The 22,750-nt window shown below is 37.7% G+C and carries 16 protein-coding genes and 4 pseudogenes; 6 read left to right on the top strand and 14 right to left on the bottom strand.

Features of this window, described 5'->3' with window-relative positions:
- From IGJ87_RS01530 to tdc, 4 genes and pseudogenes are all read right to left on the bottom strand, one after another.
- A pseudogene (locus tag IGJ87_RS01530) lies at positions 1 to 2,553 on the bottom strand (HAD-IC family P-type ATPase).
- A gap of 113 nt (positions 2,554 to 2,666) precedes the next feature.
- Entirely contained in the window at positions 2,667 to 3,998 is a 1,332-nt protein-coding gene (locus IGJ87_RS01525) for an amino acid permease (protein ID WP_038811235.1), read from the bottom strand.
- Entirely contained in the window at positions 3,964 to 5,442 is a 1,479-nt protein-coding gene (locus IGJ87_RS01520) for an amino acid permease (protein WP_002319503.1), read from the bottom strand. Before IGJ87_RS01520 ends, IGJ87_RS01525 begins: the two co-directional genes overlap by 35 nt.
- 304 nt (positions 5,443 to 5,746) lie before the next feature.
- Complete coding sequence (gene tdc / locus IGJ87_RS01515; protein WP_104876556.1) at positions 5,747 to 7,582, bottom strand: tyrosine decarboxylase; 1,836 nt, start codon at positions 7,580 to 7,582, stop codon at positions 5,747 to 5,749.
- A gap of 468 nt (positions 7,583 to 8,050) precedes the next feature.
- Here tdc and IGJ87_RS01510 point away from each other — a divergent pair.
- Positions 8,051 to 9,478, top strand: a pseudogene (locus IGJ87_RS01510) (helix-turn-helix domain-containing protein).
- A gap of 91 nt (positions 9,479 to 9,569) precedes the next feature.
- Here IGJ87_RS01510 and IGJ87_RS01505 read toward each other — a convergent pair.
- Together IGJ87_RS01505 and IGJ87_RS01500 are read right to left on the bottom strand one after the other, a co-directional pair.
- Entirely contained in the window at positions 9,570 to 9,935 is a 366-nt protein-coding gene (locus IGJ87_RS01505; RefSeq protein ID WP_002307868.1) for a DUF1622 domain-containing protein, read from the bottom strand.
- Complete coding sequence (locus tag IGJ87_RS01500) at positions 9,932 to 10,297, bottom strand: DUF1622 domain-containing protein (RefSeq protein ID WP_002287567.1); 366 nt, start codon at positions 10,295 to 10,297, stop codon at positions 9,932 to 9,934. The genes IGJ87_RS01505 and IGJ87_RS01500 overlap by 4 nt, the downstream gene beginning before the upstream one ends.
- A gap of 437 nt (positions 10,298 to 10,734) precedes the next feature.
- Between IGJ87_RS01500 and IGJ87_RS01495 the strand changes: the two genes are divergently transcribed.
- The 5 genes from IGJ87_RS01495 to IGJ87_RS01475 all read left to right on the top strand — a co-directional run bounded on the left by IGJ87_RS01495 (position 10,735) and on the right by IGJ87_RS01475 (position 14,842).
- Positions 10,735 to 10,863 carry a hypothetical protein gene (locus tag IGJ87_RS01495; protein ID WP_002287569.1) on the top strand — a complete coding sequence of 43 codons (129 nt, stop codon included), beginning with the start codon at positions 10,735 to 10,737 and terminating at the stop codon, positions 10,861 to 10,863.
- Between the two features lie 56 nt (positions 10,864 to 10,919).
- Entirely contained in the window at positions 10,920 to 12,614 is a 1,695-nt protein-coding gene (locus IGJ87_RS01490; protein ID WP_002319499.1) for an oleate hydratase, read from the top strand.
- A 99-nt stretch (positions 12,615 to 12,713) separates the two neighbouring features.
- Positions 12,714 to 13,010: a hypothetical protein gene (locus IGJ87_RS01485; protein WP_228023256.1), complete on the top strand. Its 297-nt coding sequence runs from the start codon at positions 12,714 to 12,716 to the stop codon at positions 13,008 to 13,010.
- Positions 13,011 to 13,387: 377 nt separating this feature from the next.
- The gene (locus tag IGJ87_RS01480; protein WP_002319497.1) at positions 13,388 to 14,521 is read left to right on the top strand and encodes an alcohol dehydrogenase catalytic domain-containing protein; all 1,134 of its coding nucleotides are present in this window, start codon (positions 13,388 to 13,390) and stop codon (positions 14,519 to 14,521) included.
- 30 nt (positions 14,522 to 14,551) lie between these two features.
- Positions 14,552 to 14,842 (top strand): YrhK family protein, encoded by a 291-nt coding sequence (locus IGJ87_RS01475; protein WP_002319496.1) that lies wholly within the window; start codon positions 14,552 to 14,554, stop codon positions 14,840 to 14,842.
- Positions 14,843 to 14,898: 56 nt separating this feature from the next.
- Here IGJ87_RS01475 and IGJ87_RS01470 read toward each other — a convergent pair.
- The 8 genes and pseudogenes from IGJ87_RS01470 to IGJ87_RS01435 all read right to left on the bottom strand — a co-directional run bounded on the left by IGJ87_RS01470 (position 14,899) and on the right by IGJ87_RS01435 (position 22,742).
- Positions 14,899 to 15,362, bottom strand: a pseudogene (locus IGJ87_RS01470) (GNAT family N-acetyltransferase).
- A 130-nt stretch (positions 15,363 to 15,492) separates the two neighbouring features.
- Positions 15,493 to 16,746, bottom strand: coding sequence for a PTS sugar transporter subunit IIC (locus tag IGJ87_RS01465; RefSeq protein ID WP_002287577.1), 1,254 nt, complete (start codon positions 16,744 to 16,746; stop codon positions 15,493 to 15,495).
- 28 nt (positions 16,747 to 16,774) lie between these two features.
- Complete coding sequence (locus tag IGJ87_RS01460; protein WP_002287579.1) at positions 16,775 to 17,092, bottom strand: PTS lactose/cellobiose transporter subunit IIA; 318 nt, start codon at positions 17,090 to 17,092, stop codon at positions 16,775 to 16,777.
- 25 nt (positions 17,093 to 17,117) lie between these two features.
- Positions 17,118 to 17,438, bottom strand: coding sequence for a PTS sugar transporter subunit IIB (locus IGJ87_RS01455; RefSeq protein WP_002287582.1), 321 nt, complete (start codon positions 17,436 to 17,438; stop codon positions 17,118 to 17,120).
- Positions 17,439 to 17,902: 464 nt separating this feature from the next.
- Positions 17,903 to 19,318, bottom strand: coding sequence for a glycoside hydrolase family 1 protein (locus IGJ87_RS01450; RefSeq protein WP_002319493.1), 1,416 nt, complete (start codon positions 19,316 to 19,318; stop codon positions 17,903 to 17,905).
- Positions 19,319 to 19,333: 15 nt separating this feature from the next.
- Complete coding sequence (locus IGJ87_RS01445) at positions 19,334 to 20,650, bottom strand: PTS sugar transporter subunit IIC (RefSeq protein ID WP_104770918.1); 1,317 nt, start codon at positions 20,648 to 20,650, stop codon at positions 19,334 to 19,336.
- A 149-nt stretch (positions 20,651 to 20,799) separates the two neighbouring features.
- The gene (locus IGJ87_RS01440; RefSeq protein WP_104770919.1) at positions 20,800 to 21,498 is read right to left on the bottom strand and encodes a FadR/GntR family transcriptional regulator; all 699 of its coding nucleotides are present in this window, start codon (positions 21,496 to 21,498) and stop codon (positions 20,800 to 20,802) included.
- 288 nt (positions 21,499 to 21,786) lie between these two features.
- A pseudogene (locus tag IGJ87_RS01435) lies at positions 21,787 to 22,742 on the bottom strand (aldo/keto reductase).
- Positions 22,743 to 22,750 lie beyond the last annotated feature (8 nt).

Here is a 22,750-nt window from a genome sequence, read left to right as displayed (position 1 = left end):
CTAGCGACTGTATTCTCTAGCTGTTTTTTCTTTTTTGCGAAACAGTTTATTCATGATCCCTTTTTCTATTTCTACAACTAAGAATAGAAGAATCACATTTGCTCCAATCAATAACTGTTGTGTCATCGTTAAACTTACTGTACCGATCAGCTGCTGGCCGACTGGTAGAAAAATAACCATCCCTTGCAATAAAGCAAGGATACCTAATGAAAGAAAAAGCGCTTTGTTTTGCAAAAGACCCTGGTTCAATGACGGCTTGGACAACTCTCTGCAATTGATCATGTAAACAGCTTGAGCTAAGACGATATTTTGTAGAAGAATGGTTTGCTGTAAGCTTTGCCCTTCAAACTGCATAGCCAATAAATAGGCAGGAACCATGATCAGTAGGGAGACATAGATGATCCGAAACAAATGATAACCAGATAGGATTCCTTGCTTTGGATCTCTTGGTGGGCGCTTCATGATTTCTGGATCTGGCGACTCGAACCCTAGTGCATAAGATAAAGTGATTGTCGTTACCATATTGACCCATAAAATCTGTACTGGGAACAAAGGTAGCGGGCGATTCAGCATAAGCGCCCAAATCAAGATCAATCCTTGAGCTAATGCAGTTGGCAAGAAGAAATTGATGGTTTTTTGCAAATTATCCAAAATCCGCCGGCCCTCTTTTACGGCTTTTGCAATCGTATGGAAATTATCATCTCCTAAAACCATATCAGCTGCCTGTTTGCTTACTTCACTACCTTTGATTCTCATAGCAATTCCTACATCGGATCTTTTCAAAGCAGGTGCATCATTTACGCCGTCTCCGGTCATTCCAACGATTTATCCATTTTTCTGCAAAGCTTTAACAATTCGCAGTTTATGTTCTGGCGTCGTTCGAGCAAAGACATCGACTATTGGCACTTGCTGAATCAACTCTTCATCAGACATAAGATCCAAATCGATCCCTTCTAAAACTTTGGCAGTATGTTTTAAGCCAATTTGTTCCGCAATCGCTTTTGCTGTGTCTTTGTGATCCCCTGTAATCATTTTCACTGAGATCCCTGCTTGTTGACATTCCTTTACAGCTTTGACTGCACTTTCTTTTGGCGGATCGATCAATCCGGCGATCCCTGCAAAAGTTAATTGGGTTAAAGTCTCATGCGTGAGTTCCTGTTTCGAATCTACTTTTTTATAAGCAAATCCTAAAACACGCTGACCTTTTCTCGCAAATTCTGCAGCTGTCTGACTCCATGCTTCTTGTTCTGCAGAAGAAAGAGTTGATTTAGCAAATAATACTTCTGATGCACCTTTGACGTAAATCACCGCTCCTTTTTCCTCCGCATGCATCGTTGCCATATATTTGTATTCAGAACTGAACGGAATCTTTGCTTCTATTTTTTTCAAAGGCAGATTGGCTGTTTCTGTGTGTCGAATCAGCGCAACTTCTGTCGGATTACCACTTAAATTTTCTGTTTTCTGTTCTTCTTTTGTTTTTAATTCCTGACAGTTTTTCATAATGGACAACACGCAGGCTTCTTCTTTTGCAGCTACATCCACAACTGTCATTTCATTTTTTGTCAATGTTCCTGTCTTATCTGAACAGATCACTGTCATAGAACCTAATGTTTCTACCGAAGGAAGTCCTTTGATGATCGCCTTTTCTTTTGCCATTTCATGTACTCCAACGGATAGGATCATGGTCAAAACAGCTGGCAATCCTTCGGGTACCATTGACACCACCAAAGCAATCATAGCCGAAAGAAGGATATGCCAATCCATACCATATCGAAATGTCGTAAAAATAACTAAGAATAGGCTCAAACAAAGAATGCCTTGAAAAATTTGTTTGTTTAATCGGTTGATTTTCTTAATCAGAGGCGTCGTTTGTTGTTCGACCGATTGCAATGCTTGATTGATTTTACCGATTTCTGTCGTGTTTCCTGTTTCTACAACGACACCGACTGCAGAACCAGATTGTACAAGCGTTCCTGAAAAAGCCATATTTTTCTGGTCGCCGATCGATTCTTCTTCTGTCAAAACGGCATGACTTTTTTCAGATGCTTCTGATTCTCCCGTCAAAATCGATTCTTCCACTAATAAATCATGTGCTTCAATTAATCGGATATCTGCTGGAACGACATCTCCGGCACGTAAGACAATGACATCTCCTTTTACCAGTTCTTTCGCAGGGATTTTTTCTTGCATCCCGTTTGATAGTACTATCGCTTCTTGTCCCATCAGCTGCTTCAAACCATTCAATGATTCTTCCGCTTTTCTTTCTTGCCAGTAACTAACGAGTCCATTGACGATCACTACGAATAAAATAATACTTCCTTCAATATATTCACTAGAAGCAAATTTCAAAAAAGAGGCAATGATCAACACGATCATTAGCAGATCAGTAAAGTGCTTTGCTATTTTTTTCCATCGTTTTGTCTGCTGCCTTGCTTTTATTTCATTATATCCTTGATCAGTCAGGCGTTTCTGTCGTTCTTCTTGCGACAAGCCTTCTGTTGATGTTTGATAGTTTTTCAATACATCTTCTACCGTCAATCTGTACCAGTTCATCCTATCCCCTCCTGTTTAATTGATACTGTTATTATACGCAGGGAAGTTTTTTCAGGCGTATCGATTATTTCAGGGGGGTCTGAAATAATTCGTTTTGCAGAATGTATCTGGGCCTAACTGATATTTCTATTGCTTATTCTTTTATATACAAAATTTAAGAATACAAACCAGATAACCAATAAAAAAGGAATAAAGCGTGTCGTGCTTTCGAATAACAAGCTGAAAGCAATTGAAGTAAAAAACACCAACAAAGCAAGATCTTTATATCTTTGTGTAGTGTTCCGTTTCTTTTCTTTAATAAATTGAACATGTGTACACAAGATCGAAGACCACACAAATAGAAAACAACTCGTTGTCATGCCTGCCAAAAGCTGAAAAAACAATCGACTATCAGCTACAAAAAAATGTAGACAAAGACCGGCAAAAAATAACATTCCTGTAATTAAAATACCGTGTAAAGGTACGCCTTTCTTAGAAAGCGCACAAAACCAATGGGGCAAACTTTTCTCTTTTGCTGTTTGATATAAAATCCTGCTAGTACTGTAGACTGCACTATTTGCTGAGGACAAAGAAGCAACCAAAATCATTAGATTGACAATTGCTGCTCCGCCTTGGCAATGGATCATTTGCAGCATAGTCACTAAAGGACTTTCTTTTAAATCTAAACAATGCCATGGAACAACAAATAAAATCGACAAAATCGTTCCTATATAGAAAAAGAGAATACGCCAAGGCAGACAGTTGATTGCTTTTTTCAAATTCTTTTGCGGATCACTTGTCTCGCCAACGGTTAACCCGATCATTTCAATTCCAGCAAAACTGAATAAAACCATAGGAAATGAGACTACCATTCCAGCAAAGCCAAACGGTAGTAATTCATCGATCTGTCCAAAATTTTCTTTGATTCCGATAGACTGGGTATGAAAATCTGAGACACTCAATCCTATACCCAATAAGATAAAAAGGAAAATCCCCAAGATCTTGATGATTGAGAAAAAAGATTCCAATTCACCAAACCACTTGACTGCAACAAGGTTGACTGCCATTAAGATCATTAGTGCGCTACCTCCGCTTATCAAAGCTGGTACATGTACAAACCAGAAATGGATATACAATCCTATTGCTGCTAATTCCGCAAGTCCAGCTCCAAGCCAGCAAAGCCAATAAGTCCAATTGACAAAAAATGCCCACTTTTTGCCTAAATAATAGTCAACGAAATCACTGATAGAGTTAAATGTACTATTTGCTAAAAATAAATCACCCATGGCCCGCATCAAACTATAAATAGCCAAACCGCATATCAAATAAACGAGAATAACAGCTGGCCCTGCTGATGCAATTGCCTTTGCTGAACCTAAAAATAATCCTGTTCCAATTGCGCCACCTAATGCGATTAACTGGATATTTCGATTAGTTAGAGTCCGTTTCATTGCCGGTTTTTCCATCAAGTTCACCTTTTTCTTTTTCAAGCAGCATGGCGACTTCCTGTTCCCAAGAAGGTTTCTTTATTTTTTCAATACAGAGTGGTACTACAAACAAAATGACACTGATGGCTGTGACTGCAATTAGATTGATCCATGTTCCAGCTTTCATCGTCAGTCCGACAGAAAATCCGATTGCCGCAAATAAAACAATAACGACAGTCCAAACTCCAAGATTGCTCTTTTTCTCTTTTTTTCCAATTCTAAATGGTCGATTCAACTTTGCATGTGTATAACGCAATCTCAAAACTGCGATCCCCATGATGACATAGACGATACAGTAGATAACAGTAGTTGAATTTACGAGCATCAAAAATGCTTGATTGACGCCAGGAATCAGCAAATAAAAAAGTGCAAAGATTGAGATAATGACAGACTGAGTCAAAATAACGGATTTGGATACGTCAAATTGATTCGTCTTCCAAAAATTGAATTTTGGTGGATACGCACCTTTTCTAGCACTTTCTGTCACTGTCTTTGCTGGTCCTGAGGCCCAAGCAGATAATTGGACTGCTACACCAATGAAGACAAGTAAACTAAACAGATTCACAATAAGATGTGGCAAACCAAGAATTTGGCAATAAATCGAAATAGATTGCGCGATATTATTCAATTCCATTTGTCCTTTTGGTACGACATTTGCTACAACTAAAGCATTCAAAATATTGACGAAAAATATAAAAATTAACGCGGCAAATACTCCGCGAATATACGTTTTAACTGGATTTTTCAATCGAGTGATATACACAGAGGACATTTCGATACCAGTAAAAATAAACATGATCGGCGCAAAATAAACAAATGAGGATGCAGTCGTAGTATCTGGTATTAATTTGTCCCATGAAAAACTGCCTAATGTTCCGGTTGGTACGATCCCAACTTTGATCCACGCAGCAAACCCTAATAAGAGCATCATCGTCAAAGGCACGTACAATCCTAACCAAACACCGACTTTTCCGCCGATTTTTGCCATATCAAATTTCAAATTCAAAAAAGTGATGATCCAATAAACGACTAAAATAACAACTAATGTAAATTTGCTGTTCAAACCAAGCGGCACATTATCGATAATATTACCAAACAACGGAGCAAGTGCTGAAGCGACCATCACCATCCCAGGAAACATTTGGACCCATAACAGCCATGAGACAACGAACCCCCATTTTTTTCCTAGAGCATTCGATACCCAAAGTTCTGGACCACCTTTTTTGGGAAACATTCCGGCAAATTCACCAGAGATCAATGAGATTGGAAAAGCGTACAATAATACTGCAACCAGCATGTAAAAAATCATCGTCCAGCTCGTTGCTGCTACATCTGGAATATTTCGTACACTTGCTACAAGGGCGCAGGTCATTCCGATAAAGGTCATGGTCGTGATTTGCTTTGATGAACCAGTATCTTTCATCTTTATTCCTTCTTTCAATAGCGACATATGTTTTTGTTTTCTTTTATTTTTGTTCAAGAACAGAAATGACAAGGTTTCATCGATTCAGTACAAAACCCAGTATCACCGAAACATCCATTGAACGATCTTAGTGAACTGGGTTTGATACATGAAACGAACGATCCAACTTATAGAACGTTTTATAAAAAAGAATATCTTGGCGAGGAATATATGAAAAACAGGGGGAAATACAATTGTTTTGATGAAGCAAATAATTGTCTGTTCTCCATATGTCTCTTGCTATTCTTTCACACAAAAATCAGTTCTATTGGATGATTTCGTTTAGTTTCTTTTCCATTGCTTTGGCGATTTCTTTTGTATAAAAATTGAAAATTCGATCATCATTCAAATAAGGAGTCATGATAGCCGCACGTAGCAGAGTGATTTTCTGTTCTTTTTTCCATTCTTCTTTCGTTAGACCCATTCTTTCAACAAAACGAATCGGAGAATCACCGTAATCTTCTTGTGTAAATGTAGTATGAGAAGTAATAAACCGTTCACCATAAACATAGCCATCCATATAAGAAGACCGATCGAACATTTTTTCATTTAATTCATTGATAGCGTTCAAATCTGTACAGCCTTGTTCTTTGAATACCCAATTGACCATATTAAAATCAGGATGATTCAATGGATAGACTTCGATTGTTTTTCCTTTAACAGTAAAAGTCATATGATCGAGAAATTCTCTGAATCTTTGAGCTGCCTCGATTGAAGCCCCAATCAATTGACCGTATCCGGTCACATTCAATGGCAATACACGATGTGCTGTCCAGACTGCGGCGGCGGTTGCTCCAGCTTTTGATCCTTCCAAAATATAAGCTCCTAACATATCTGGAGCCTTTACTGATTTTTCAAACACATATGGCGCGAAATAAGAAATGATATTTCTCATATTTTTATGTTTGATTACGATTCCTCCAGCAGCATAAGGGACATAGCCCATCTTATGGGGATCTATCGTGACAGAATCCGCTTCTGAAATAGCTCTGAACCCTTCATATACCTCTTTGTCAATCGTTACGCAGTGGTGGAAAACATGATGTTCTTCAAAGAATTCAGCTAAGGAAGCATACGGCACAAATTCTCCTGCTTCGTTTAGAAACAGTGAACGCGCATAGCCGCCATATGCGGCATCAACATGTAAATAGAAATAGATACCTTCATCTTTTAACCTTTCTCTTAATTGGACGATTTTATCTACACTGTCTACTTGACCTTCTTCTGTCGTTCCTACGACAGCAACCACACCTAGAATTGGGATTTTTTGTTCAGCTAATTCACGAATTGTTTTTTCCAAAGCATTAATATCCATTCGATAATCCTCTTGAACTGGGATAGCAACCATCTGATCTAAGCCGACTCCGCAAATATCTAACGCCTTCATCCAAGAATAGTGTTTTGTTTGAGGGACCAGCCATTTCCCTAATCTTTGGATATTTTTTCCGCTACGGGAAGAAGCTGCTTTGACCTCATCCATTTCTTCGTCCGTAAAGCTTTCGGTCATTTCCAAAATTTCTTCAACAGATAAATTCAAAAGTTCCCACTCAGACATTTTTTTCACTTTTTCAGGCAGCACTTCCTTGACAGCTAAAGGAATCGATTTGATGCAGCGGGCGTACCATAATCCTTCAAGATTAGCAATAGAACCATCTGCTGCAATGTGTCCCCATCCGTCTGTCATATTGAATAATGAAGCAAAATCCTGTCCTACTTCTGCTTCCATTTGCGAAGTTGCCATAGAAGATTCCAATGCAACATTATTTGGGTTCCACAGCATCGCATAGTTGTAAGCTAATAAAGCAGGCATCAATGTTTCAGCATTCATTTGTCCCCAGTAACGGCCTGCTGAATGCCATGGGATCGATCCTGCGCGTAATCGCTGACTGACTTCATCCAAGACCTCTATCATATGGTCGCGGGTGGCTAGATAATCTGGAGTGAGCTTATCTCCTTCGCTAATTGCAGGCATATCTGAAGGAATATAATTTTCTCTCCATCCAAGATGTTCATCTACCATCTTGTTCAACAACATTTTATAAACTGGTCCATTTTCAGCTTTGTCGCCTATAAAGACGGCCTTGATATCCATATCTTTCATTTTTCTTCCCTCCATATTTTGTTGGTCAATGTCTCGCAGATACATGTGTTTATCTGTAACACCTCTTCACTATAGCGCCAAAAATGAGAAATTTTTTTTATAACATCAAATCCACGTAGATTTTTACAAACAAAAATAAATAAAGTCGGATTTTTCTGATAATTAAACGCAAAAAAACGAACAATTTTTCAATAAATCAGTGTTCTAAAATAGATAACCTAAAAAAAGCGAACAAACAAATAAAATGACTGTCCTTCATTCACTAAACATATTTTTATTTTTTTATATTGTTAAAAATTCACAATTTATTTTTTAATAGAATTATCTGTTTTCCAAATTTTATAACATAAAAAACCTTTTTTAACGGCATTTATATGCTTTTTCAGAAATTAACTGATGATTTCAAAAAGAAAACATGTCATAATATTTCCCATATTGTGCAAAAAAATACAAGGCGGAGGCTCTACTATGATTGAAGAATATATTGAGAAAAATATTTTAAGACAGCTGTTTTTATGTGGGCAATTCTATGTAAATAAAGAAGTCAATCTAGAAAAGCTCTCCAATCTCCTGCATGTTTGCAAAACCACTTTGCTCAATGATATCAATAACATAAAAAAAGAATTTGAAGAACAGATCGCTTATACACATCGGGAAAAGGACCGTTACACTTTATATTTTTCAGAACATATACCTCGATGCAAGATCATGCAGCAAGTGTCTCAAAATTCGTTGTTTTTAAAAACTTGTCTGCTTTATTTGGAAGAAGATGAACCTGATTATCTTCAATTAACTGAATGTGAATTCATCTCTGTCAGCAAAGCTTATTCATTAAAAAAACAAGTATTAGCTTATTTTAATGACTGCGGGATCGAAATCGACCGCTACTCCCCTTGACTCACTGAAATGGAAAGACGTCTGCTGCTTCTTAATGTGTCGTATCGTTTAGGCGGTTTTAATTCTTGGGAGCTACCTGAATCGTTTTTTGAACGTACCGATCGTTTCATTGAATCCGTAACGGAAAATAGTGGCAGATTTTATGATAAAGAAAATAAAGAAATCTTATCGATTGGTTTTGCTATCAGTTTCCTACGCCAGCAAGTGTGTGCTGTGACAATAGATTCAAAATTTATCGAAGAAATCAAAAAACGTCCTATTTACAATTATGTCGAATCAGCATGGGAAAACACTGATTTCCAAACCTATTATAAAAAAGAAGAATTCGCCTTTATTTTGACACTATTCAATCTTTGTAATTATGGTTTCCATTCTTATCAGTTGATTGCGGAAGACTTTCAACAGCTACACCAAGTGTTTATTGACAATACTCCCGAAATAAAAGAACTAGTTGCTACCTTTGAATCTCACTTCAATCAAGAATTATTCGGAAACCAACCGTTCGAACGTGCGCTGATTCATCTGATGCGTTCGGCTTGGGATAACTATCAATTATTCATGCCAGAAAAATTTTATCTTTTAAATGAGGAACAGACAAATTTATATAAAGAAGTCCAGACAATTTTTTCCAGCTGGTCCAGCCAGTTACCTTATGATCTACGGTTGAATCCTAATTGCATGCGGGCTTTTGTGATCGAATTGAGCGGAATTCTCCGTCTGACAAAAGAACATCTGACTATCTATATCGTCACAAATTCGGATGTTCATTATCTGATTTATCGGGAAGCCTTGGAAGCTGTAACTACTTTCGATTTTCAAGTTGCACCAACAATTTATTCAAGTATATCTGATATAAAGAAGTATGCGCAGCAGTCCTCAAACCGGGTATTATGTGAACGTACATTATATACACCAGATGCGGTCCAATATGAAAATATTATTCCTATTTCGATCAATACGATCGATCGAGCTATCATTTCAGCTGTGCAAAACAAATAAGGGGCTGTGACAAAAATCATGTCACAGCCTCTTATTTGTTGAAGATGCCCATTTCTGTAACAATCTCTTGATACACGTCAGGCTCACAACCTCACTTATTTTGGACATCTACGGGTCCGATCTCTTTATTTAAAAAATAAGAAATGATGGTTCGGATAACTACCAACGCCGCTAGTTGGAAAATATCCTGCAAGGTAGGTTTGATAATCGATTCGATGATCCCAGCTGAAACAAGAATTTCCAAACTTAGAAGTATATAGCCTCCCAACATCTTTTTAATAGCATTGTTCTCGCTGACTCGGTCGTTTTGCACTTTTGTATGGACAAATAAATATTTCAAAAAATCCTTGATTGATAGACAAACACCCCAAACCAATAAACAGATAGCAAAGATATCAAGTCCCAGTACAAGTTTTTCAAAATATGGAAGAAGAAACTGCATCAACTCTGTCGTCATCCTACCTCTCCTCTTCTTTGTTTTTCTTTGTCTTCTATTTCCTGATTCAAGAAATAAGAAATGACTGTTCGAATGATAATAATAAGTGCAAGCTTCAAAATATCTGTCCAAGTCGGCTTGATAACTGACTCGATGATATCAGCAACGACTAGTACTTCCAAGCTTAACAAAATATAACTTGCTAGCAGTTTTCTTGTATCTGCATTACGAGTATTACGTTCTGCATAGTTTTTCTTGACATGAGACCAATCAAAAAGTTTGAATAGAACAAGAACGATCCCGACAATTAAGATACCGATAGAACAAATATTTAAAATAGCAATGATCCATTCTAGAAATTCAATTAAATTTGAGCGAAACATATACGCTACCTACTTTCTTTTAATTTGTTCCTATTCTTTTATTGTAAAAGAAAGTTACCTTGTTCGTCTATTTAAAAGTTGTTCTAATGATAACGGTTCGCTTAAATTTTTCTTTTTCACTCTCCCATTTTTCTCCCCTCATCCATAAATCGTGGAAGTATCCAAAACAACGTAGCAAGTTAAAATAAGGCTTAGTCCGTCATCAGCTTTTCAAAGAAGCACTGTCTCGGTGCTTTTTTGTACCCAAACTTCTAAAAATAGAACCATACACCTCCTCAAATCTTTTCTTCTTACCTACCCTATTTTTATTTACAGGAAAATCAGACACTTCTTCTTTTTTGTCAAAATTTCCTTTTTCTTCTCGTCCTATCATTTGGCATTCTAATAAAAATGAACTATCCTTGGATATAGAAAGAGAAAACAAGGAGGCGTTTTTCATGAGTAAAAAATTAATCAAAGTCGGCATCGGTTTAGGTTTGCTTGCCCTTGGCGCTGCATATCTAGGAAAAAAGACAGGACTATTCGAAGATGACAGTCATTTATATGATGAATTCGAATCAATCTAGCATCCTATTTCGTTGAATCACTACGGACATACTTGGAAGACATTGGAGGAATCACAATGAGAAAAAGTAAATCAATAATGATTGGTGCCGGTATTGCCAATATGGCAGCGGCTGTTTATTTGATTCAAGAAGGCAAATGGAAAGGGGATCAGATCACCTTTTATTCATTGGATGATCACGGTTCAAATGATGGTGCACCGACCGACACTGTAGTGGATGAATATTGGAATAAAAACCATCCATTAGAAAACCAAAAAGGCTATATTGCTCGAGGCGGTCGCATGCTTAATTACCGTACCTATGTAGATTTGATGGATCTGTTAAGTCGAATACCTTCTGTTACTGAGCCAGGGATGACTGCTGAAGAAGATACGAGAGATTTTGATGCAAAACACCGAACCTTTGACAAAGCACGTTTGATGGAAGGTGGCAAAGGAATCATTGATGGCGGAAAACTGGGATTCAATAATAAAGACCGTATTCTTCTGACTAAACTGATTGCTATGCCTGATTCAGAAGAAGAAAAACTAGACAATATCACTATCGAAGAATATTTCAAAGATGATCCACACTTTTTTGAAACAAACTTCTGGTTTATGTGGGAAACAACATTTGCTTTCAGAACACGTAGTTCTGCTCAAGAATTGCGTCGCTATATGCATCAAATGATTTATGAATTCACTCAAATCGAACATCTAGTGGGCGTCAATCGAACACGTTACAATCAATACGAAAGTATTATGCTTCCTTTGATCGAGTACTTGAAAGAACAAGGATGCAAAATCATTTTGAACCGCCGTGTCACTGACTGGGAATTCAAAGAAACACCGATGCAAGATGAAATCACTGTGACTGGTTTGAAAATGACCAATACACTGACTCAAGAAGAAGAACACGTTGTGGTCGATGAAGATACAGCAGTTATTTTCACTAATGGGTCCATTACAGATTCAGCTACTTTAGGAGATTACGAAACACCAGCTGTAGAAAATATGGATTATGGTGCAGCTTCTAGTCTCTGGAAAAAAGCCAGTGAACGTTTCTACAACTTGGGAAATCCTGACAAATTCTTTGCTGATCGAGATGCAAGCGAATGGGTCAGCTTTACCCTGACGACGAAAAACCATTTGTTGTTGAATGAAATCACCCGTATCACGACTCAAGAACCAGGAAATGCCTTGAATTCATTTATTTCAACCACACCGATCACGCCGTTAGGCCAAAAAGATGTCAATATGTCTATCGTCGTGCATCATCAACCGCATTTTACGTCTCAGAAATCAAATGAAACAGTTATTTGGGGTTATTTCCTTTATCCAAGACGACGTGGCGAATTTGTGGATAAACAGTATATTAAAATGAATGGAAAAGAAATGCTAGAAGAACTGATCGGACAACTTTCAAAAGTAGATCCTGGACCAGTGAATATTCGTGAAAAAGAAACAGAAATTTTCGACAGCGTGATAAATAATATCCCTGTCTATATGCCTTATGCTTCCGCGTTGTTCAATAATCGTGCCAAAAGCGATCGGCCAAAAGTCATTCCTAAACATTCGACCAATCTGGCCTTTACAGGAGAATTTGTCGAGCAGCCTTATCAGATGATCTTTACTGAACAAAGTGCTGTACGTTCTGGAGAAATCGCTGCTTTCCATTTTGCGGGTATCCCTATGTCCCGTCTTGTCAAAACACCGCGTTACGACAAAGATATTCCTACTCTAGCTCGTGCCGCAAAAAAAATGTTTGAATAACCAAGAGGTTGTGAAAAAGCTGACCTGCATCAAGTAATAAGAACAACCAGGCTAAAACAGCTTCTTATGTTTTTGATTTGGTTGGACTTATTACCGCAGATGCAAGCTTTTGAACACCGTTTACCAAGAGGTTGTGAAAAAGCTGACCTGCATCAAGTAATAAGAACACCCAAGCTAAAACAGCTTCTTATGTTTTTGACTTGGTTGGACTTATTACCGCAGATGCAAGCTTTTGAACACCGTTTACCAAGAGGTTATGAAAAAGCTGACCTGCATCAAGTAATAAGAGTAGCCAAGCTAAAACAGCTTCTTATGTTTTTGACTTGGTTAGACTTATTACCGCAGATGCAAGCTTTTGAACACCGTTTACCAAGAAGTTATGAAAAAGGCGTTTAGTTTCGAGTATGAAGAAAAATTTTGTGAAAATGGTTCCTCACGTTTTTGCATAAATTTGACTTAATACCGAGAAACTGATCCCTTCTGTCATAACCTCTTTTTATTTATGTCTGTTTCTTTTTGAAAACAACCATTTTTTCAACGTTTACTCTCTTGCCAATCCAACATCATCTAACGGATACAACTATTTCAATGATTACCATTACACTAAAAAATCGGAAACACACCTCTCCGAACACAAATACATAAGACTATAGAATGTTTCATTTAAGAAAAAAAGCGTTTCATTATCAAAAAGGTAAGATCTCCTTTAAAATGAAATTATCTGTAGTACTAATAATGCAGACAATTTTATGAATTTGAAAGGAGCATCTCCAATGAAAGCAGTCACTTGGCAAGGAAAACAGAAAATGGAAATCAGAAACGTAGATGATCCAAAAATATTAGAACCAACAGATGCAATCATCCGTATCACAGCAACAGCCATTTGCGGCTCCGATCTGCATCTTTACCATCATGGTGAAGCAGTTTTGGAAAAAGGGTATGTTGTAGGACACGAACCAATGGGAATCGTTGAAGAAGTGGGATCTCAAGTTCAAACATTGAAAAAAGGGCAACGTGTGGTTATCCCTTTTAATATTAGTTGTGGTCATTGTCATTTCTGCCTGAATCACATGGAAAGCCAATGCGATGAATCAAATCCAGATCAGTTATATGGCGGGCTTTTCGGATTTGGCAAGTTGAACGGTAATCATTGGGGTGGTCAAGCGGAATATCTAAGAGTTCCTTATGCAGACTCTACTTCATTTGTTGTACCAGATAATGTTCTTCCTGATGAAAAAGTTTTATTTCTATCAGATATTTTGCCCACAGCTTATTGGAGCGTTGAAAACGCAGGAGTAAAAAAAGGCGATACAGTTGTGATTCTAGGTTCTGGTCCAGTCGGTCTATTCGCTCAAAAATTCGCTGTTATGGCTGGAGCAGAGCGCGTGATCGCAGTAGATCCAGTACAGCACCGTCTAGATAAAGCGGCTAATTACAATGGGGTTGAAACTTATTTCTTAGAAGACACGGCACAAGCTGGAACAGAATTGTATGAACTGGCTAAAGGTGGCGCAGATGTCATTATCGATTGTGTAGGAATGGACGGATTAGAGCCTGTCAAAGAAAAAGCGAAAAATTTAGTAAGCTTACAAAGCGGCACAATCTCTCCATTACAGATGGCATCGCAAGCTGTCAAAAAATTTGGAACAGTCCAAGTAACTGGTGTTTATATGACTCCAGCTTCTTCTTACCCGCTGCAAGAATTTTTTATGCGGGATATCGCTGTCAAGCATGGACAGGCACCAATTATCCATCTAATGCCAAAAATTTACGAAATGATCGCAGAAGGACTATTCGATCCCACACAAATCATTACTCATTCGCTGCCACTATCAGAAGCAGCACAAGCATATGAAATCTTTGACAAAAAAGAAGATAAAAATATAAAAGTTGTTTTGAAACCTTGAATTCAGTAAAAAATACAGGTGATTTTCTTTATGCCCAAAATCAAACGAAATACCCATGAGATCGAAATAGGAAAAGAAGAAGATATCGAAATACGAGGACGTCGCTTCCGCTTCTATTTCCAAAATCGTTACACATTGATCTCACTGGCTGTCGATTTATTAACCGGGATTTTCTATATTTTTGGAAGCCTTGCTTCCTTAACTAAAATCCCCGATCGATATGGCACCTATTTTTATTTGGCTGGTGCTATTTTCTTGACAATTCGTCCTATTCTCAGAATCGTAAGGAACATTTTTATTTACGACGAAAAAAAACAATGAAGAGAACAAGCAAAAAAAAGAGGCATGAGATTTGAAAAAATCTCATGCCTCTTTTTTCACCCTATCGTATCACTTTGATACAGACGAGCGGTCGTCCCACTTTCTTCCTTGACCATTGTCAAAAATGTCCACTCGTATCGTTCATAAAACGTGGTATGATCTGTAATTAAATAAAGTTTTTCATACCCAAGTTGATGCATTTTTTTCTAATTTCCGCTAATATCCGCTTGGCTATCCCCTGCTTACGCTTTTCCGGTTCAACAAACAGGGCACAAAGATTTGGTGTCAGATCGGGACGGTTATGGAAGTCGTTTTCAATGACGCCCGCTCCTCCGACGATGGTTTCTTTTTCATCTAAGACCACATACCATTGAGGAATACTTTCCTTATTAGCGATTCCAGTACGAATACTTTCCTCATACACAACAGCAGGAACTCCCCATTTTGATGAAAACCACTTCGCACTTTGTTTTACTAATTCTGGGTGTTCTCTTAATTTGATCCAGTTATATGTAACCAATGTTTAAACCTCTGACTAAAATAAAACGTTTACAAAAATTATACAAGTCTTTATGAAAATTAGCAATGACAACAATAGTGATGTAAAAAAAAAACGGAAAACAATCACTTGTTCTCCGTTTTTTGATTAATCAAGCATCTAAAGCTTCTTTTCTTCTTTCTTGGATCGTAGCTACCTTGACGAACGGTAGATAGATCAAAATAGAAAGAACCAAATTGACAGCGGCTAGTACACCACCTGCAATACTTTTTGTTGCCAATACACCGCCAATAATTGGTGGAGTTACCCATGGAGGCATAACGGTAGCTGCTGGCACTAAACCTGTAGAAGTCGCAAAGTAAGCAACACTAACTAAGACCATTGGTGTCAAAATAAATGGAATGAACATGATCGGGTTCAACACGATAGGTAACCCAAACATCGTTGGTTCATTAATATTGAAGACACCTGGCGCAATCGACAAGTTTGTTACAACCATATATGGTTTGTTTTTACGTCCTACTAAATAAATAGCTAACAGTAAACCTAAAGTTGCACCTGTTCCTCCTAAGTTGACAAAGCTGTCAAAGAAAGGTTTGTTCACGATAAACGGTGCGCTATGTCCAGCTGCGATTGCATTAACGTTTGCTTCAATGGCTGGCGCATTGATTGTTTGCATCAAAGGATCGACCATATTCGCTCCGTGTAAACCAAAGAACCATAAGAATGGTGTGATAAATGCAAGCAGTAAGGCAGATGGATAAGAGTTTGCAAGTCCCATAAATGGTTCTTGGACCACTGTATAGAAAGAACCTACGATATCATCAACACCGAATGCAGCAAAAATTGCAGCAACTAAAGCAAACGCAGAGATAGTGATCATTGCTGGTAGTAATGAAGCAAATGCTTTTGCAACTGCCGGTGGCACACCATCAGGCATTTTGATGATCAATTTTTCATTTCCGCTTAAACGTACAAAGATTTCTGTTGAAATAATCCCAACAATAATAGCAATAAACAAACCGTTTGAGCTCATACCTAATGCTCCGCCTAAAGCGAAGAAAGAGCCTAAAGAAATCACACCTGCGGAAACACCGTCTTTTCGGTAGCCGTTAGCTAAATGATAAGCAAGCAAGAAAGCAATCAAGACAGAAAGAATGGCAAATGTACCGTTCCAAGCAGCAGCCCCGAATCCTTTCCATGATTCACCACCAAAAATTGAGTTCATCAATTCTTGGAACCCGGGAATCGGTAAGTTATTGATCATTACTGCTAATGCTCCTAAGATCATTAACGGCATACTCACCATAAATGAGTCCCGAATCGCAACTAAATGCCGTTGTGCACCAATTTTTGATGCTACAGGTATAAAATGTTTCTCCATAAATGCAACAAATTTATCCATAAATCTTCCCTCTTTTCTTTACTGTAGATTACGCGTTCAATCGACGATACAGATCAATGATCTCTTTTGCTAAATCTGTAAAAGCTATGGATGTCATCAGATGATCTTGACTGTGGACTGTCAAAAGCGTGACTTCAACGTGATTTCCTTGTGCTTCTTGTGTCAGCATCTCTGTTTGAGAGTGATGTGCTTGGACTAAAGATTCCTCTGCATCTTTGATTTTTTCATCTGCTAAAGTGAAATCACCTTTTTTCGCAGCAGCAATCGCTTCCATTGCATCGCTTTTTGCATTTCCGCCAAACATGATCAGACCCATGATGGCTTCTAGATTTTTTTGATCTTCCATTTATTGTATCCTCCGATAATTTTTATTATTTGTTTATTAGTTTTTCTGCTTGGTCGAGTACTTTTTCACCATTCATCATGCCATAGTCAGCCATATTGATTACATCTAAAGGAATGCCTTTAGGTGCTAGCTTTTCAGCAAATTGATTTTGCATAAAGCGTACTTGCGGTCCTAAAAGTAAAACGTCTACATTTTTAGATTCTAGTTGATTATCCGCATCTGAAGCAGATACAGCAAAGATGTCTGCTTCCATTCCTTTTGCTTCTGCTGCCTTTTGCATTTTTGTGACTAGGAGACTTGTACTCATTCCAGCTGAACATACAAGCATGATTGTTTTCTTTTCCATTTTAAACACGTTCCTTTCTATACTTACACTTGTATATAAGCAAGTAGCGTGCCAACTTTAAAAGCGCTTTAAAAAGTTGATATCATCACATTTAAGGTCTATACCAAGTTGCATACACACTAAAAAAGAAAGCGCACACTAAACACACAAATTAATTTTTATTACCTTTTTTCTTTTAACGTGCACAAAAAAAGTTGTGACACAAAACTTGTCACAACTTTTTTTCGAATAAACGGTATTCAAAAGCTTGCATCTGCGGTAATAAGTCCAACCAAGTTAAAAACATAAGATGTTGTTTTTACTTTGCTATTCTTATTACTTGATGCAGGACAGCTTTTTCACAACCTCTCAATAAACGGTGTTCAATCAGCTGACCCTGGGTTTTAGCTCAAAACGCTGGATTCACAACCTCTTTTATTTCAAATAACCAGTAAATACAATGAACATCTACAAAAAACTTCTATTTATTTATAGATTTCGTCAGGCAAATCCAATTCTCTCTTATCAATCAAAGTCTGATACCACGAAGCAGATTTTTTCAATGTTCTGCTTCGTTCATCGTTCAATTCGATTCGAACTAATCCATATCGATTCTTAAATGCATTCATTGGTGACACACAGTCAGTGAATGCCCATAACATATAGCCTTCGCAATTTGCGCCTTCTTCTGTTGCTTTGATCAAATAACGCAAATGCTGTCCGATAAATTCGATACGGTAATCATCTTGCACGATTCCTTTCTCATCCATATACCGTTCTTCATGTTCTCTTCCCATACCGTTTTCTGTTATCAGCCAAGGGATATTATGATAATTTTCTTTTAGATACATGGCTATATCATACATGATTTTCGGATAGATTTCCCATCCCCTGGAATTATTCATTTTCTTCCCAGGTAAATCAAAGACTTCATAATATCGTTCTGGATGGAAAGGTGTCTCTTCATTCCATTGATAACGAGGAGCGCGAACGCGTTTAGGATAATATTGATTGATTCCAAGGAAATCTACTGTATGATGCTGAATCGTTTCTAAATCCTCCGTTGCAGGATCGAAATAAATCGATTGTTTTTGACACAACTCCAGGAACTCTTCTGTGTAGTACCCTTTTACCATCGGATCAAAAAATACTCGATTATAAAACAAATCATACATATAAGCAGCTTTTTGGTCTTCTGGAGAATTAGATCGAGCATAGACCATTTCAGGATTTAAAATACAGCCAATCCTTCCACCATAATTTCCGCTGCGGTAAATCTCTACTGCTTTAGCCGTTGCTAAAACTTTATGATAATTCCACATCATCCACTTTTTTGTGTTTTGTTCATGCGGCCAGCGAACAGCATCCAAATAGCAACGCGTTTGGGGAACGATTGGTTCGTTGAATGTAAACCAGTTTTTTACCCTATCACCGTAACGATCAAAGGCAATTTGAGCATACTTAGCATAAAAATCAACTACTTTTCTTGAAGACCAGCCATCATATTTTTCCAAAAGAAAAGCTGGGACTTCATAATGTTCCAAACAAATCATCGGTTCTACGTCTGCTTCGATCAAAGAGTCGATCATTTCACTTATATGCTGAGCATATTCTTCATCTACTATACAGTTCTCATAATCAGTAAAAAAACGAGCCCAATTGATAGAAGTCCGATAATGTGTCAGATGGATGGATTTCATCAGATCCACATCCTGCTGGTATTGTTCCATAAAATTAGTTGCTACGGCTGGGCCATACCCATTATGCCAAACAAAATGTTCATTTTTATACCAGCTATCTATAAACGAATCCTGTCCTTCTTTTTTTCCTTTCCAACCTTCCGTTTGCCAAGCAGAAGATGCAGCACCAAGAATAAAATTTTTTGGAATAGTAATTTTCATGATTTCCTCCTGTTTTTAGATCCCATCATTTTCCACACGATTTGCTACTTTTACAAATGGCAGATAGATCAAAATAGAAACAATAATACAAACAAGTTGCGTAATAACTGCACCGATATTTCCTGCTGTTGCCAGATAAGCATTGACGATCGGCGGCATTGGCCAAGGGACCATTACAACTGCTTTCGCCGCAAACCCTAAAGCGGTTGCAAAATAACCAATCGTTCCTGTGATAAGAGGCGTTAAGATAAACGGAATAGCTAAAATTGGATTCAGCATGATCGGCATACCAAAAATAACTGGTTCATTAATGTTGAAGATCCCAGGAGCAAGGGATAACTTGGTGATTTGTTTCATATCCTCCCGTTTTCCAACTAACAATACTGCAATCAGTAAACCGATCGTGACTCCAGACCCACCCATACTCATATACATATCCCAAAATGGCATAGTAATAATGTTCGGTACTTCTTTTCCAGCTTCAAAAGCTTCCGTATTTACAGAAATTGCCGCTAAAAGCAACGGTTCCCGTATCGGCTTCACCATTTGATTTCCATGGATACCAATCACCCAAAAGACTTGCGCAATAAACATCAATAGCAAAATACCCGGTAACCCTTGAACGACACCTTCTAATGGGCGTTGTACGACATTGTAAATGATATCATAAAGGTACATTCCTGTAAGTTCTTTGATGATAAATCCCGCAGCCGCGATACCCGATACAGTCAGAATCGTCGGGAATAAAGCAGAAAAACTAGCAGAAACATTCGTTGGCACGGTATCAGGCATTCTCAGCTGTAGTTTCTTCTGTTTCCTCAACCAGCAATAAAGTTCAATAGAAAGGATGGAGACCAACATTCCCAAAAATAACCCTTTCGTGTCTGTATATTGTTTAGCCAATACGTTTTCTACTATAACAGTCTGATTTTCATTCACTAATTCATAAACAGTTGGATTAACAGATAAATAAGACATCACTGCGATGATACCAGGGAATACACCATCCACTTTATTCAGCTTGGCTAATTCGATCCCTATTAGAAAAACAGCATAGATGGTCAAGAAACTTAGTGTGACATAGCTGATGGCAGATGCGATAGGCTTTAATTCTTCTAAAAAACGCAAGTAACTTATCTGTGCTAAGCCATTTTCCGAGTCAAAGACCATTGCTAAAAACAATGTGCCAAAAGCACCCGTAATAATTACCGGAATCAATGCAGCAAATGCGTTTTTTATCACCATGATATACCTTAAATTATTGATTCTCGTTGCCACGTTCCCTAAAACTTTGGCTAATTTATCCATAAAACTCATTCCAGATCCCCTCATTCCTGCTTCTTCTCCTTGACGTCATCTCTTTTTGTCTATTAGTCAGCGCTTACATTTTGGTGAACAGAAACTATTTACTCCTCTTTTTTACCAAATATAAAACAAAAAATCATCTGATGTATTTATCATAAAATACATCAGATGAACTGTCAATTAGCTTCTTTTTCTCCTATTATTTTCTGTAATTCTCTCCGATTTATTGCCATATGGACAGTCATTGCGTCAAACGCAGCAAGTACGTTCCGCCTTTCGATGGCCTGAACGATCTCTGTATGAATATCGATCGTCTCGATTTTCAGATGCTGGATATCATAATTTTTATTAAACAAAGCAATCGATTCATTAATGATTGGGATAATATGCAGCAAGGCTATGTTTCCGCTAGCTTCTGCAATCATCGTATGAAAATCGATGTCTAATTGAACATGTTCTTGTGTGCCTTCTCGAAAAGAAGTTTCAATCTTTTGCGTTAATTTTTTCATTTGGACGATTTGATTCTTCGTTGCATATTCCGCTGCCAAACCTGCCATCTTAGGCTCCAATAAATATCTCAGTTCAAATAAGTCTCGTATCATCCGATCCTGATCTTCAATCAAAGAAAAACCGAGTGGGTCATTGGCAATCCCTCGCTTATCACTGACAAATGTCCCCGCTCCTTGCCGAACTTCAAGGATATTCCTGGAAGCTAGAGCCCGCACAGCTTCTCGCACCGTGCTTCGCCCCACCTCTAAATAATCGGACAATTCATATTCATTCGGCAGTTTATCTCCTACTTGCAACTGCATTTCCTTTAAATATCTAAGGATCTTGTCAGTAGTTACTTCTACTAGGGTTTTATTTTCTTCCAAACCACATACCTCCTTTTCATCTGATGTATTTTTTCGTAATTATTATAACACGTTTGAATCATCTGATGATTTTTTGTATAAAAAATCGATTAATCCGTTCATAGACATACAAACGAAGAAGATATTTACCATAAAAAAGACTAGGATAAAATTCACTCCTAGCCTTCGATCATTTTTATTTTGATCGACAAAAAATATGATGTTCAATAACAGACGATCTTCATTCGATTCTTGATGTCATCTTTTGTTTTTTTTAATATATGGATAAAAAGTTTGATTACATCGTTTCTATTCTAGAATTTGGTCGATTCTCAATTCTTCTTCTGGTGAGAAATCTAAATTATCCATCATTCGAACACTTTCTTGTAACTGACTTAACCGACTTGCTCCGACCAGTACACTTGTAACAGATTTTTGTCGTAAATTCCATGCAAGGGCCATTTGCGCTAATGATTGTCCTCGTGATACGGCGATTGTTTGCAGTGCTTTGATTTTTTCCAGAGTTGATCCAACTTGTTCTTCTGAAAGGAATGGTATTTCCTTACGATGTGCTCTAGAATCTTCAGGAATACCATGTAGATAACGATTTGTCAGCAACCCTTGAGCAAGCGGACTGAACGTGATTGCCCCTAGCCCTTCTTCTTCTAATACTGGAGATAGATCGTCTTCTAGTAGTGCACGAGAAAACATATTGTAGCGCATCTGATGAATAATGAACGGTGCTTCCTTTCTTTTTAAAATTTCAGTCATTTTTTTGTATCTTCTCCATTATAGTTGGATATACCAATATATAATGCTTTTCCTTGTCTTACAAGTTGCATCAACGCTTCTGCTGTTTCTTCCAAAGGTGTATCAGGGTCTGGGCGATGATGATAGAAGATGTCAACATAATCTAGCCCCATTCTTTGGAAACTTTGGTCACAACTTGATATGATGGATTTACGAGAGCCCCATTCCCCATATGGCCCTTCCCACATATGATAACCTGCTTTGCTAGAAATAATCAGTTCATCACGGTAGGCTTGAAAATCTTCTCTAAAAATACGCCCAAAGTTTTTCTCTGCAGCTCCAGCAGGGCCTCCATAATTATTCGCAAGGTCGAAATGGGTAATTCCCATGTCGAATGCGCCTCTTAAAATCTCTCTTTGATTATGGATAGGATCATAATCACCAAAATTTTGCCATAATCCGAGAGATAAAATCGGTAATTTCAAACCTGAATGACCGGATTTACGATATTCCATTTTTTCAT

The organism is Enterococcus sp. DIV1411a (genome assembly GCF_050531945.1).
Taxonomy (GTDB): domain Bacteria; phylum Bacillota; class Bacilli; order Lactobacillales; family Enterococcaceae; genus Enterococcus_B; species Enterococcus_B faecium.
The sequence above is the reverse complement of the archived record's forward strand: the minus strand, read 5'-3'. Positions and strand labels throughout refer to the sequence as shown.

What these genes read in the sequence shown, in the direction of transcription:
- IGJ87_RS01525 (WP_038811235.1), bottom strand. Translation starts at nt 3,998, where the DNA reads ATGGAAAAACCGGCAATGAAACGGACTCTAACTAATCGAAATATCCAG.
- IGJ87_RS01520 (WP_002319503.1), bottom strand. Translation starts at nt 5,442, where the DNA reads ATGAAAGATACTGGTTCATCAAAGCAAATCACGACCATGACCTTTATC.
- tdc (WP_104876556.1), bottom strand. Translation starts at nt 7,582, where the DNA reads ATGAAAGATATGGATATCAAGGCCGTCTTTATAGGCGACAAAGCTGAA.
- IGJ87_RS01505 (WP_002307868.1), bottom strand. Translation starts at nt 9,935, where the DNA reads ATGACGACAGAGTTGATGCAGTTTCTTCTTCCATATTTTGAAAAACTT.
- IGJ87_RS01500 (WP_002287567.1), bottom strand. Translation starts at nt 10,297, where the DNA reads ATGTTTCGCTCAAATTTAATTGAATTTCTAGAATGGATCATTGCTATT.
- IGJ87_RS01495 (WP_002287569.1), top strand. Translation starts at nt 10,735, where the DNA reads ATGAGTAAAAAATTAATCAAAGTCGGCATCGGTTTAGGTTTGCTTGCC.
- IGJ87_RS01490 (WP_002319499.1), top strand. Translation starts at nt 10,920, where the DNA reads ATGAGAAAAAGTAAATCAATAATGATTGGTGCCGGTATTGCCAATATG.
- IGJ87_RS01485 (WP_228023256.1), top strand. Translation starts at nt 12,714, where the DNA reads ATGCAAGCTTTTGAACACCGTTTACCAAGAGGTTGTGAAAAAGCTGAC.
- IGJ87_RS01480 (WP_002319497.1), top strand. Translation starts at nt 13,388, where the DNA reads ATGAAAGCAGTCACTTGGCAAGGAAAACAGAAAATGGAAATCAGAAAC.
- IGJ87_RS01475 (WP_002319496.1), top strand. Translation starts at nt 14,552, where the DNA reads ATGCCCAAAATCAAACGAAATACCCATGAGATCGAAATAGGAAAAGAA.
- IGJ87_RS01465 (WP_002287577.1), bottom strand. Translation starts at nt 16,746, where the DNA reads ATGGATAAATTTGTTGCATTTATGGAGAAACATTTTATACCTGTAGCA.
- IGJ87_RS01460 (WP_002287579.1), bottom strand. Translation starts at nt 17,092, where the DNA reads ATGGAAGATCAAAAAAATCTAGAAGCCATCATGGGTCTGATCATGTTT.
- IGJ87_RS01455 (WP_002287582.1), bottom strand. Translation starts at nt 17,438, where the DNA reads ATGGAAAAGAAAACAATCATGCTTGTATGTTCAGCTGGAATGAGTACA.
- IGJ87_RS01450 (WP_002319493.1), bottom strand. Translation starts at nt 19,318, where the DNA reads ATGAAAATTACTATTCCAAAAAATTTTATTCTTGGTGCTGCATCTTCT.
- IGJ87_RS01445 (WP_104770918.1), bottom strand. Translation starts at nt 20,650, where the DNA reads ATGAGGGGATCTGGAATGAGTTTTATGGATAAATTAGCCAAAGTTTTA.